Raw genomic sequence first — 12,413 nt, 5'->3', positions numbered from 1 at the left:
TACGTTATATGTTAAATATATATTGTTAAATTTGGGATTATTAAAATTGAAAAAACGTTAAAAAAATGGAAAACAAACAAAGTAGTTCAGGTCTAAAGGCAGTTATTGCTGTGCTGGCAGTTTTATTGGTTGGGAGTTTAGTTTATATTTTTAAAATATCTTCGGATACCGAAAAAGTACAAACAGTACTAACAACTACCGAAACGGAAAAAGAGTCCGTAATGAAAGATTTAGAACAGTTGAAAGCAACCTATGATGCTGCGATTGCCGAAAACACTTCAATGTCTGACGAGTTAATTCAGGAAAGAGACAAAGTAGTGAACCTGATGGCTGAAGTAAAGAAGTCTAAGGGAGATGTTTCTGCTTTTAAAAACCAGATTAATCTTTTACAAAATAAAATGAAAGCCATGATGGCTGAAAATGAAGGATTGAAAAATCAGAATAAAGTCTTAAAAACACAACGTGATAGTACAGCAGTAATTTTGACAGAATCTAAAAAATACAACGAAGCGCTTGTAGGTCAAAATGACGAATTAGCTAAAGTGGTTGAAAAAGGAGCGAAACTAACCGTTTTAAATATTCAGAGTTCTGCGTATAAAGTAAGAAGTTCAGGTAAAGAAATAGAGACGGAGAAAGCAAGACGTACTAATATGCTAAAAATTAGTTTTACAATTGCCGGAAACCAAATTGCGCAATCAGGCGATAAAACGTATTATGTACAGGTTATCGACGGTAAAAACAATGTTTTAGGCGAAAAGAAAAACATTAGTTTCGATGGAAAAGATTTGACTTATAGTTTTACAAGTACTGTAAAATATGAAAATAAAACAGTACAGGTTTCAGAAAATTTACCGGGAAAAGATTTTGCTCCGGGTACTTATTATGTAAATATTTTTGATAAGGGAGAGCTGGTTTCCAAATCAAGTTTTACTTTGAAATAATCCATTATATTTTATATAGAAAAGAGGCATTTCATTGAAATGCCTCTTTTTTTTATGTAAAAATGTTGAAATTTTATTCTTCTTCGCCTTCGTCTTCAACTGCATCATTTGATTCTTTTCCTGAATACTTTTTATTTTTATACTCAACTAATTTATAGTAATTCTTTTCTTGGCTTTCAGGCTATAAAATAATAAACGAGATTGATACCAATGTTATATAATTTTAGTTTTATTTTTAATAAAAAACTGTAATTCAATTAATTAACTTTTATTAAAGAAAGGTTTAACATCGTCTGTTTCTGCTGGTCCTATGAAATAGCTAATTTTAGACTAATCAAATTAATAACATTTTAAAAATTTAGAATTATGAAAAAGAATATAGCCATATTAGCAACAAACGGTTTTGAAGAATCAGAATTATCATCGCCTAAAGCTTATCTTGAAGAGCAGGGATGGAATGCAGATATCATCAGCTTAAAATCAGGAACAATCAAAGGATGGAAAGACGGTAATTGGAGCAACGAATATAATGTTGATGTAGTATTAGATCAGGCAAATGAAGCAGATTACGATGCTTTAGTTCTTCCGGGAGGAGTTATAAATCCTGATTTATTGAGAAGAGAAGAGGCTGCCGTAAATTTTGTACGCGCTTTTTTTAAAAGTAAAAAACCAGTAGCGGCTATTTGTCATGGTCCTCAGATTCTGGTAGATGCTGATGTTTTAGAAGGTCGAAAAGTAACTTCGTTTTTCTCAGTTAAAAACGATTTGAAAAATGCCGGAGCACATTGGGAAGACTCAGAAGTAGTCGTAGACAATGGATTGGTAACCAGCCGAAATCCTAATGACTTGCCCGCTTTTAATAAAAAAATGGTGGAAGAAATTAAAGAAGGAAAACACGAACGTCAGACAGTGTAAGATATTTTGATTATACACATCAAGTTATAAGAAATGCAAGATCAGTTTTTTGGTCTTGCATTTTTTTTTTAATTCCCAGTTTAGAAAAAATATGTAATTCCCTGGACCGGAAATAAGAGGTTGGAGCTACAAGGATAATAATCTAAAGGTTTAATTACGATATCTCTGACTTTGAAATAATCCACTACTTATACTGAAAGAGGCATTTCAATCAATGAAATGCCTCTTTTTCGTTTTGTCTAAAAACGGTAAAATATTATTCTTCCTCTCCTTCGTCTTCAGCTGAATCATCTGATTCTTCCTCATTAGATTCAAATTCGAAAAAGCTAAAAATAGAGCCGCCGTAACTTTTTTGAAAAGAAAAATTGATTAAGTGGTCTAATTTGGTGTATTTGGAATGTTCAATAATCATCATTCCTTCTTCGTTCAAAATATTTCTTTCAAAAACCAGTAAAACTACTTTTTCAAAAGTGGCTTGGTCTAATCCGTAAGGTGGATCGGCAAAAACAATATCATAAGAAGTATTGCATTTTTCCAGGAACTTAAAAACATCACTTTTGGTTGCGGCAATAGGAAAATCATATTCGGCAGCCGTTTGTTTAATGAATTTTACACATCCAAAATCACCATCCACAGAAGTGATAGGCGAACTTCCGCGAGAAGCAAATTCATAACTGATATTCCCGGTTCCGGCAAATAAGTCCAGAATTTTTAAACCATCAAAACTAAAATGATTGTTTAAAACATTGAACAAAGCTTCTTTAGACATATCGGTTGTAGGACGAACAGGCAAACCTTTTGGCGGATTTATGCGTCTTCCTTTGTATTTTCCTGAAATGATTCTCATGAATTGAAAAGTATAAAATGATTTCTGTTTTCGGCCTCAGAAAAATAATTGTTCCATCGCAAATCTTCGACATCAATAAGTGAAACATTGCGAATGTATTTATAAGCGATTTTGTAAAATGGACTTTCGGCGGTGATATTTCCAATCAATTCCAAAGGAAAATTCTCAGGATTCATATGGAGTTGTTCGGCAGTGAACAGCATGTAATAAATAAAATCTTCGGGAGTCTGGTATTCAAATGAATTGAACAAAAGTAACTTTTGATTTTGGATAACTATGATTTCAAAATGACCGGAATTAAAATGAACTATCATTTTTTTAGTATCAATATTTTTAGAAGCATCTAATAATTTAGTGACTAAAATACTGTTGGCGTGTTTGTAATCGAAAGAGCCAAATTTATCTATAAAAAAATTATTCATATTCACATACGGAATATAAACAGCATTGATTCCGTAATTGCTGATTTCGTCAAAAGCAAAAAAATCAGTTTCAAAAACCTTGGTATTGTATTGCAGATAGCTGCCTAAATAGTTTTCGTCAAAAAGAGGTTCCGGAACAAAAGTAGATAATGTATTATTGTGTATAACAAGGATATTATCATATTTTTCATTGAGTTCAGGATATTCTTCAAAAGCATTGGCAAACAATTCTTCTATCTTTAGGTTTTTGTCAAAATTGTCAAAATGGATTTCTCGGAATAAAGAAACGGTATTGTTAAGGGTATCAAAACAGCAAAAAGAAAGTCCGCTCAGTGAAACCTGAATGGAGAGTTTTTTATATTTCTTTTCGGTAATGTCCATTAATGAAGATTTTTTCTGAGTGGCAAACTTACAAATTTTAATGCCAACACCAATAATACACATTGAAAGTTTTACCACAAAGTGTCTCAAAGGAATCGCGGAGATTTGCTAAGTTTTTATAACCGCATATTTCATAAATAAATATAAAAATCGAAATACTGATATGTACTTTATGCTTTTAGCTTTTGTATATAAACCATTTCAAAAAAAGTTATTTGGCTTATATGGTTCAAAAAAAACTATCTTTGAACTTAAAATTCTAGTACATGATTTCCTCCCAGTTTTACAGTCTTTTAAAAAATAAATTTCCGTTTTCACCTACTTACAATCAGGATATTTTTTTTCAGAAGATTGCCATCTTTTTGACAGAAACTACTAATGACAGTATTTTTGTGCTTAAAGGATATGCCGGAACGGGAAAGACTACCGTAATTTCGACCATTGTAAATAATCTTTTAGAAATAAATAAAAAGTATGTTTTACTTGCACCAACAGGACGTGCGGCTAAGGTAATTGCAAACTATTCAGAGAAGCCTGCTTTTACCATTCATAAAAAAATTTATTTCCCCAAAAAATCTTCCGGGGGCGGAGTAACGTTTACATTACAGCAAAACAAACATAAAAATACCATTTTTATAGTCGATGAAGCCTCGATGATTTCAGATGTGGATTCTGATTCAAAAATGTATGTCAATGGTTCCCTGCTTGACGATTTGATTTCATATGTTTATTCAGGAACCAATTGTAAAATGATTCTGCTGGGCGATACTGCTCAGTTACCGCCGGTAAATTTAGATATCAGTCCGGCTTTGGATATTCGTACCTTGAGTATGAATTACAATAAAGAAGTAGATTCTATTGAGCTTGATGAGGTAATGCGTCAGGAGGAAAGTTCCGGAATTTTACATAATGCCACTGAACTCAGGGAATTGTTGAAAGATTCTTTTATTACTGATTTTCAGTTTAATGTCAGGAAATTTAAAGATATTGTTCGACTCATTGACGGTTATGATATTCAGGATGCTATTAATTCGGCTTACAGTAATTATAGTATCGAAGACACTGCTTTTATTGTTCGTTCGAATAAAAGAGCCAATCAGTACAATGAGCAAATCAGGACAAAAATTCTGGATAAAGAAAGCGAACTTTCCACAGGCGATTTCCTGATGGTAGTCAAGAACAATTACTTTTGGCTAAAAGATTCCGATGAAGCCGGTTTTATTGCCAATGGTGATATTATTGAAATTCTGGAGATTTTTAGCATCAAAGAATTGTACGGATTTAAGTTTGCCAATGTTAAAATCAGAATGGTGGATTATCCCAACCAGAAACCATTTGAAACCGTTTTATTATTAGATACTATAAAAAGTGAATCTCCATCATTAACATACGAAGAATCTAACCGTTTGTATCAGGAAGTTTTAAAAGATTATGAAGGCGAAACCAAATTTAAGCAGTTTCAGAAAGTAAAAGCTAACGAATATTTTAACGGACTTCAGGTGAAATTTTCTTATGCCATTACCTGTCATAAATCACAAGGAGGACAGTGGAATACCGTTTTTATAGAACAGCCGTATTTGCCCAACGGAATTGACCGGGATTACATCCGCTGGTTGTACACAGCCATGACACGTGCTAAAAACAAACTGTATTTGATAAATTTTAAAGACGAAAGTTTTGAGGAATAAAAAAAGAGGCTTGTATTTAGCCTCTTTTATGAATTTTATTGATCTAATTCTTTCTTCAAAAACTTAGCAGTATAGCTTTTTTTGATTTTGGCCACTTCTTCAGGAGTTCCTTTAGCCACTACTGTTCCGCCGCCTTTTCCACCTTCGGGACCAATGTCGATAATGTAATCGGCAAGTTTGATAACATCCATATTATGTTCAATAATCAAAATCGTATTGCCTTTATCGACTAATTTATTGATGACTTCCATTAATACTCTGATGTCTTCAAAATGCAGTCCGGTAGTAGGTTCGTCTAATATATAAAAAGTATTTCCCGTATCTTTTTTAGACAGTTCTCCCGCCAGTTTGATACGTTGTGCTTCTCCGCCGGAAAGCGTAGTACTTTGTTGTCCCAGTGTAATATATCCCAAACCAACATCCTGAATGGTTTTTACTTTGCGATAAATTTTAGGAATATTTTCGAAAAAAGGAACTGCTTCATCAACCGTCATGTCTAAAACATCCGAAATAGATTTTCCTTTATAGCGAATTTCCAGTGTTTCACGGTTAAAACGTTTGCCCTGACAGCTCTCGCATTCTACATACACATCCGGAAGAAAGTTCATTTCTATCGTACGCACACCGGAACCCTGACAGGTTTCACAACGTCCGCCTTTGACATTAAAACTAAAACGACCCGCTTTGTAACCGCGTATCATACTCTCAGAAGTCATCGTAAACAAGTTCCTGATTTCCGAAAAAACATCGGTATAGGTTGCCGGATTGGAACGCGGCGTTCTACCTATCGGACTCTGGTCTATATCAATCACTTTATCGATATGTTCCAGTCCTTCAATTTTTTTGTAAGGCTGCGGTTTTTTTACCCCATTAAAATAATAAGCATTTAAAATAGGGTAGAGTGTCTCATTTATTAAAGTCGATTTTCCGCTTCCGGAAACTCCCGTAACGCAGATCATTTTTCCTAAAGGCAACTCAATAGTAACATTTTTTAAGTTATTTCCGGTTGCACCGCTTAGTTTTAGAAATTTTCCGTTTCCTTCCCTGCGTTTTTTAGGGATATCAAATTTCATTTTCCCGTTTAGATATTGCGCAGTAATTGTATTGGATTTCAATGTTTCGGCAGGAGTGCCTTTACTAATGATTTCGCCACCAAATTTCCCCGCTTTTGGTCCAATATCAATGACATAATCGGCACGTTCAATCATGTCTTTATCATGTTCAACTACGATTACCGAGTTCCCTATATCACGCAATTGTTCAAGAGAATGAATCAGTTTTTCATTGTCTCTTTGATGAAGTCCGATGCTGGGTTCATCTAAAATATAGAGCACACCCACAAGCTGTGAACCAATTTGTGTCGCTAAACGGATGCGTTGTGCTTCTCCTCCCGAAAGGGATTTTGAACTTCGGCTTAAAGCCAGATAATCCAGACCTACATTCATCAAAAAGTCTAATCGGTCTTTGATTTCTTTAATCACTTCAGAAGCGATTCGTCGTTGTTTGTCAGATAAATGCGAGTCTAATTCCTGAAACCATCTGGTTAAATCAGAAATATCCATCGCACACAATTCGGCAATATTTTTTTCGTCAATTTTAAAAAAAAGTGCTTCTTTTTTTAAACGGGAACCTTCACAAACAGGACATTTTACTTCATCCATAAAATCTTTAGCCCAACGTTTTATGCTTGTGGAGCCACTTTCATCATGCTGATTTTTTATAAAATGTGCGATTCCTTCAAAGTCTATTTTGTAATCTCTGGCAACTCCTAAATCCTTAGAATTGATGGTGAATTTTTCTTTTCCGCCATTCAGAATCATTTCCATTGCTTCTTCAGAAATACTTTCGATGGGATCCGTAATTTTGAAATTATATTTTTGTCCAATAATTTCCAACTGCTTAAAAATCCAGGACGATTTGTATTCGCCCAAAGGCACAAAACCACCTGCTTTTATCGATAATTTAGGGTTTGGAATTATTTTTTTAACGTTGATTTGATTTACTGTTCCTAATCCGTTGCAATGTTCACAGGCGCCTTTTGGAGAGTTAAAAGAGAATAAATTAGGTTCCGGATTCTGATAGGATATTCCTGTTGACGGACACATTAAATTACGGCTGAAATAGCGCACTTCATTCGTATCCTGATCCAGAATCATTAATACATTTTCACCGTGATGCATGGCTGTATTGATACTTTCGCTCAGGCGTTTTTCATTATCCGGAGTGGCTTCAACAACCATTCTGTCTACTACAATTTCGATATCATGGGTTTTATAACGATCCAGTTTCATTCCCGGAGTGATATCGAGAATATCACCATTAACACGAACTTTTAAAAAACCCTGTTTGGCAATTTGCTGAAATAATTCGCCATAATGTCCTTTTCTGGCTCTGATAACCGGAGCGAGAATATTGATGCGTTTGTTCGTGAAATTCTCAATAATCAAATCTTTAATTTGTTCATCGGAGTAGGAAACCATTTTTTCGCCGGTATTGTAACTGTAAGCATCAGCTCCACGGGCATACAGCAAACGCAAAAAATCGTATATTTCAGTTATAGTTCCTACGGTAGAACGCGGACTTTTGGATGTCGTTTTTTGCTCTATCGCAATAACAGGAGACAATCCGTCAATTTTATCTACATCAGGACGTTCCAGACCTCCTAAAAACTGTCTGGCATAAGCAGAGAATGTTTCTACATAACGACGTTGTCCTTCGGCATAAATAGTGTCGAATGCTAAAGATGATTTTCCAGAACCCGAAAGCCCTGTTATGACAACTAATTGTTCACGGGGTATGGAAATGTCAATATTTTTAAGATTGTGTACTCTGGCACCTAAAACTTCAATAGTATTATCTTTATCTAACATAATTTTTTGCTGGTTGCTTCTTTCATCGCAATGACAGCAAAGTTACTATTTTGATTTATTTTATCTGATAGAACACTATGGAAGATTTTGTTAAAAAGGAGTTTAGGTCTTATATTTTTGCTAATTATTCATTAACACTGATATTGTTGTTTTTTAATATTTCAAAAAATTTGTCTTCCTTGCCTTCTCTTTTTAAATTCTCGTAAATTCGTTGTATTAATGTTCCGGCATCAGTTCGGTAAGGAGATTTTATTTCGGTATAAATAGTATAAGCTTTGCATAAATTATCTAATCCGTTTTCCTGATCGTTGAGATTAAAAGCATATACATTTCCAATACCATAATAAATTTCAGGATTTTTAGAGTCCAGTTCAGCTAATTTTTTATAGGCATCAATGGCTTTATAAAATTCTTTTTTATATTGGTAAGCCACTGCAATATTTTGTAATGGCATTGCGCCGTTTGGATCTATTTCTAATGATTTTTGATACGCAAGAATGGCATTGTCAATGTCATTCAATTTGCGATAAGATAGTCCCATATTGTCATAAGCGAAAGCAAATTCAGGATCTAAAGAGATTGCCTTCTTGTAATATTCAATTGCTTCTTTATCGTTTTCTTTTCTGGCTGCAGCAATTCCAAGATGATATGCCTTCATTGCATTCTCATTTTTAGAAATAGACTTTTCGTTTAAAACATCATTAACTGTTAAGGTTTCTTTTAAGGCATCACAATTATCCATCAGATGTTTTTCAATAGTACTGTAATTTTTTTTATAATCAGTAGAATTTTTATCAGTATTGAAATTAATATTGATTTCTTTGTTTTTAGTATTGTCGGATAGATTTATATTTTTCAGGCTTAAACCAATTTGGTATGCAGCTGTGACATTATCGATACACCTGCTGATTTTAGAAGCAATAATTTTTGTTCTCACATCTCTGGTAGGGATTGAATCAATACAAAGACAGGCTTCATTTGATAATTCTTTCAATAATTCGTCTGAGTTGAGTGTTGCATTTTTATCTTGTGAATATATAAAAGAACAGCAGCCAAGAAATAAACTGAGTATAGGTTTTTTCATCATAAAAATATTAGAAATCAAATCTAATATTTTTTTCAATACTAAAATGATATGTAGTATAAATTTTTAAATTGTAATAAAAAAGAACGCCAACAATTAAGTTAGCGTTTGGTTTAAATATTCAGGAATTAATTTTATTCTTATTCAATGGTCATCGATTTCAATTTACTTCTGTACGCTTCAAGCGCAGCAGATTTAGAGATAAATCCAAAGTATTTTTCATCCTTGATTACAGGTAAATAGGTTGCTTTTGTTTTTTCAAACTTATTCATTACTGTTTCCATGCTGTTAAAAGGATAGACAACATCCAGTGGCTGAATCATAATATCTTTTACCAAAGTATATTTAACCCGGTACTTATTAAATATAATTTCTCTGATGTTATTAAAATTAACGATTCCCAATAAATGATTTTCGCTGTCCACTACAGCAAAATAAGTTTGGTTAGAATGCGAAATTAAATCTACCAGTTTTTCTAAATTATCATTAGGAGAAAGCGTTAAAAAATCAGTCTGGATGATTGTATTTGTATCTAAAGTAGACAATACATTGTGGTCTTTATTGCTGGTAAAAGCATGTCCTTTTTTGACTAATTCTTTTACATCCATAGAATGTTTTTCAAATTGTTTTGAAATCGCAAAACTAATAGAAGCTACTATCATTAAGGGTAACATAAGGCTGTAACCTCCTGTGATTTCTGCAATTAAGAAAATAGCAGTTAACGGCGCATGAAATAATCCGCTTAATATTCCGGCCATTCCTACCATAGTAAAATTACTTATAGGCAGGTTTGTTAATCCGGTAAGGTTGATGAATTTTGAAAAAACAAAACCTACATAGGATCCCACAAAAAGGGAAGGAGCAAAGTTACCTCCGTTTCCTCCTGAACCTAAAGTGATTGCGGTAGCAAAAACTTTTATCATCATCGTAACGCCAACAAAAGCAAGTAAAACCCAGCTGTTGTCTTTAAAGCTGCTAAAAAGAGTATTTTCTAATATTTCTCCGGGATTGCTTTCAGCAAGAACTTTGATACTTTCATATCCTTCTCCAAAAAGTGTTGGAAAAACAAAAATCATTACGGCCAGAATAGAAGCTCCTATCAAAGCTTTCTTATAAGGATTGATTTTTAATCTATGAAAAAAGTGTTCTGTTTTTTGGAAATTTCGTGTAAAATAGATAGAAATAAATCCCGTTAAAATTCCCAGCATGATATAAAAAGGAATTTTGTGATAATCAAATTCCTGTTGTTGTCTGAAGTTTAATAATACCGCTTCGTCAAGTATAATTTCAGAAACTAAAGCACCGGTTGCAGCTGCAATCATAATAGGTGTAAAAGCAGAAATACTGACATCAACAAGTAAAAATTCGATTGCAAATAAAACACCTGCTATAGGAGCGTTAAAAGCAGCGGCGATACCGGCAGCCACTCCGCACCCTATAAGGAGAGTACGATCTTTGTATGTTAATTTATATTTTTGAGCATAATTAGAACCAAAAGCAGCACCTGTAACCACAATAGGACTTTCTAAACCTGCCGATCCTCCAAGACCTACCGTTAACGAGCTGGTCATGATATGTGCATACATTTGTTTTCGGGGAATGATACTTGCTTTTTTAGCTACAGCATATAAAATTTGGGGTGTTCCTTTTTCAATCGAACCTCCTAAAAGTCGTTTTACCACTAATACAGTAAGTAATAAACCTGCAATAGGTAAGATACTGTTTATGAAACTTAGTTTTAAAATTCCATTAATATACGTGGCAAAAGTATAAACCCAGTGGGCAAAAGTTTTTAGCACAATTACAGCAAAAGCAGCAGATATGCCTACTAATACACTCGATAGAAAGATAAATTGCTTTTCTGTTAAGATAGATTGTGCCCAATCAATTATAATTTCTAACTTAGAAAGATATTTTTTGAACATTTATGCTTTATTTTTTGAGTGAACAAATTTACTATTATTTTAAGGATGTTATAAGTTTTTTACCGCTTCTTTTTTACTTAAAGGTTTTAGTTTGCTGTTTTCCACAAAAAGAATTACCTGATCAGGATTTGTTTTAGCATATTCCCGTAAGGACCAGCCGATGGCTTTCTGAATAAAAAATTCTGTTGAATTTTCATGTTGCTGACAAATTGCTTTCAGTAAATCAAAATCCGTTTTTTCTTTGTAGCCCAACTGAAATAAAATAGCACTCCGATTAAGCCAAAGGTTATCTGAATTTGAAAATTTTTCAATGGTATTTTCCACAGCATCGGGAAATTCCAGCAGATATTGCCCTAAAATATATTTGGAAATAGTATCCACACTATCCCACCAGGAATTAGTGGTGATTAGTTTTTCGATAAAACGAATATCTGATTTTTTATAATTTCCTTTAGATTCTTTGATTACAATCTCTATAGCGCAATAGTGCAGTTCGCGCTGTTTTCGGGTGTAAAGTTCAGTTGCTGTATTTTGAATATTATTTTTGATTTCCTCTTTATGGGTGTGCCAAATTTCTTTAAGAAGCAGTCTTCTGTCAGTAGTTTTTATTCCATAAAAGGCAAAATGATTTTTCATATACTTAGCCATAGCCAGACTATTTTGAATGTTTTTATGAGTCTGAAAAGCAGTTTCTAACTGATTTATAAAAGCCATTTTTTAAAGTGTTGTTAGTTTTTGCGTACAGTAAGTACGAAGTTCTTCAAAGAAAACAGTAAATTCCTGTTCAAAATCTGTGTAATGCTTTTTAAGCTCTTCTGTGGCAAAACGCATATTGGATTGATTATTAGTCCGCCGATCCATCTGGCTCAAAATCTGATCAATTCCGGCAATCGACTGATAGCTTAAAAGCCAATTTTGTTTTTCCATATACGGAAGCAATCCTTTTGTTTTTTCACTAAGTAAATCATGATTTGTGTGCAACGACTGATAAAACCGGTTTATATATTCTTTCAGATTTTCATCAGAATACATCTTCCAGTTTTTTGCTAAAAAGTGATCGTAAAATATGTCAACAATTACACCTGCATAATGATGATAACGCTCATGCAGACGTTTGGTACTTTCTCTGAAAACCGGGTGCGCATCAGTAAAAGTATCAATGGCACGATGCAGGAGTATTCCTTTTTGAATTTCTTCAGGGAAATTTTCAAACTGTTTGCCACGAATACCATCTGCCATGAAATTGCCAATTTTTATAAAGTCATTATTACCCGAAAGATAGATGTGTGCTAAGAAATTCATTCGTCTAAATTATGAATTCTAAATGACTTTTATAAGCA

Annotated in this window: 10 protein-coding genes; 3 read left to right on the top strand and 7 right to left on the bottom strand. The window is 33.5% G+C overall.

Annotation, left to right across the window (positions count from 1 at the left end):
- Positions 1–65 precede the first annotated feature (65 nt).
- Both ABS764_RS11335 and ABS764_RS11330 read left to right on the top strand, forming a co-directional pair.
- Positions 66–941: a hypothetical protein gene (locus ABS764_RS11335; RefSeq protein ID WP_408081916.1), complete on the top strand. Its 876-nt coding sequence runs from the start codon at positions 66–68 to the stop codon at positions 939–941.
- A gap of 366 nt (positions 942–1,307) precedes the next feature.
- Positions 1,308–1,856: a type 1 glutamine amidotransferase domain-containing protein gene (locus tag ABS764_RS11330; protein ID WP_408081915.1), complete on the top strand. Its 549-nt coding sequence runs from the start codon at positions 1,308–1,310 to the stop codon at positions 1,854–1,856.
- Positions 1,857–2,112: 256 nt separating this feature from the next.
- Here the strand turns inward: ABS764_RS11330 and ABS764_RS11325 are convergent, their stop codons facing one another.
- Positions 2,113–2,703: an RsmD family RNA methyltransferase gene (locus ABS764_RS11325; RefSeq protein ID WP_408081914.1), complete on the bottom strand. Its 591-nt coding sequence runs from the start codon at positions 2,701–2,703 to the stop codon at positions 2,113–2,115.
- A complete protein-coding gene (locus ABS764_RS11320) occupies positions 2,700–3,506 on the bottom strand; it encodes a DUF3822 family protein (RefSeq protein ID WP_408081913.1) in 807 nt (268 codons plus the stop codon). Before ABS764_RS11320 ends, ABS764_RS11325 begins: the two co-directional genes overlap by 4 nt.
- A 266-nt stretch (positions 3,507–3,772) precedes the next feature.
- Between ABS764_RS11320 and ABS764_RS11315 the strand changes: the two genes are divergently transcribed.
- Positions 3,773–5,194, top strand: a complete 1,422-nt coding sequence (locus tag ABS764_RS11315) for an ATP-dependent DNA helicase (RefSeq protein ID WP_408081912.1) — start codon at positions 3,773–3,775, stop codon at positions 5,192–5,194.
- Between the two features lie 35 nt (positions 5,195–5,229).
- Here ABS764_RS11315 and uvrA read toward each other — a convergent pair whose 3' ends face one another.
- The 5 genes from uvrA to ABS764_RS11290 all read right to left on the bottom strand — a co-directional run bounded on the left by uvrA (position 5,230) and on the right by ABS764_RS11290 (position 12,375).
- Positions 5,230–8,064 (bottom strand): excinuclease ABC subunit UvrA, encoded by a 2,835-nt coding sequence (gene uvrA, locus ABS764_RS11310; RefSeq protein ID WP_408081911.1) that lies wholly within the window; start codon positions 8,062–8,064, stop codon positions 5,230–5,232.
- A 124-nt stretch (positions 8,065–8,188) separates the two neighbouring features.
- The gene (locus tag ABS764_RS11305) at positions 8,189–9,148 is read right to left on the bottom strand and encodes a tetratricopeptide repeat protein (RefSeq protein WP_408081910.1); all 960 of its coding nucleotides are present in this window, start codon (positions 9,146–9,148) and stop codon (positions 8,189–8,191) included.
- Between the two features lie 140 nt (positions 9,149–9,288).
- Positions 9,289–11,073, bottom strand: coding sequence for a chloride channel protein (locus tag ABS764_RS11300; protein ID WP_408081909.1), 1,785 nt, complete (start codon positions 11,071–11,073; stop codon positions 9,289–9,291).
- A 48-nt stretch (positions 11,074–11,121) separates the two neighbouring features.
- Entirely contained in the window at positions 11,122–11,787 is a 666-nt protein-coding gene (locus ABS764_RS11295) for a DNA alkylation repair protein (protein WP_408081908.1), read from the bottom strand.
- A 3-nt stretch (positions 11,788–11,790) separates the two neighbouring features.
- Positions 11,791–12,375 carry an acyl carrier protein phosphodiesterase gene (locus tag ABS764_RS11290; protein ID WP_408081907.1) on the bottom strand — a complete coding sequence of 195 codons (585 nt, stop codon included), beginning with the start codon at positions 12,373–12,375 and terminating at the stop codon, positions 11,791–11,793.
- Positions 12,376–12,413 lie beyond the last annotated feature (38 nt).

This window comes from Flavobacterium plantiphilum, assembly GCF_046000495.1.
GTDB classification, from domain to species: Bacteria; Bacteroidota; Bacteroidia; order Flavobacteriales; family Flavobacteriaceae; genus Flavobacterium; species Flavobacterium plantiphilum.
The sequence above is the reverse complement of the archived record's forward strand: the minus strand, read 5'-3'. Positions and strand labels throughout refer to the sequence as shown.

What these genes read in the sequence shown, in the direction of transcription:
- ABS764_RS11335 (WP_408081916.1), top strand. Translation starts at nt 66, where the DNA reads ATGGAAAACAAACAAAGTAGTTCAGGTCTAAAGGCAGTTATTGCTGTG.
- ABS764_RS11330 (WP_408081915.1), top strand. Translation starts at nt 1,308, where the DNA reads ATGAAAAAGAATATAGCCATATTAGCAACAAACGGTTTTGAAGAATCA.
- ABS764_RS11325 (WP_408081914.1), bottom strand. Translation starts at nt 2,703, where the DNA reads ATGAGAATCATTTCAGGAAAATACAAAGGAAGACGCATAAATCCGCCA.
- ABS764_RS11320 (WP_408081913.1), bottom strand. Translation starts at nt 3,506, where the DNA reads ATGGACATTACCGAAAAGAAATATAAAAAACTCTCCATTCAGGTTTCA.
- ABS764_RS11315 (WP_408081912.1), top strand. Translation starts at nt 3,773, where the DNA reads ATGATTTCCTCCCAGTTTTACAGTCTTTTAAAAAATAAATTTCCGTTT.
- uvrA (WP_408081911.1), bottom strand. Translation starts at nt 8,064, where the DNA reads ATGTTAGATAAAGATAATACTATTGAAGTTTTAGGTGCCAGAGTACAC.
- ABS764_RS11305 (WP_408081910.1), bottom strand. Translation starts at nt 9,148, where the DNA reads ATGAAAAAACCTATACTCAGTTTATTTCTTGGCTGCTGTTCTTTTATA.
- ABS764_RS11300 (WP_408081909.1), bottom strand. Translation starts at nt 11,073, where the DNA reads ATGTTCAAAAAATATCTTTCTAAGTTAGAAATTATAATTGATTGGGCA.
- ABS764_RS11295 (WP_408081908.1), bottom strand. Translation starts at nt 11,787, where the DNA reads ATGGCTTTTATAAATCAGTTAGAAACTGCTTTTCAGACTCATAAAAAC.
- ABS764_RS11290 (WP_408081907.1), bottom strand. Translation starts at nt 12,375, where the DNA reads ATGAATTTCTTAGCACACATCTATCTTTCGGGTAATAATGACTTTATA.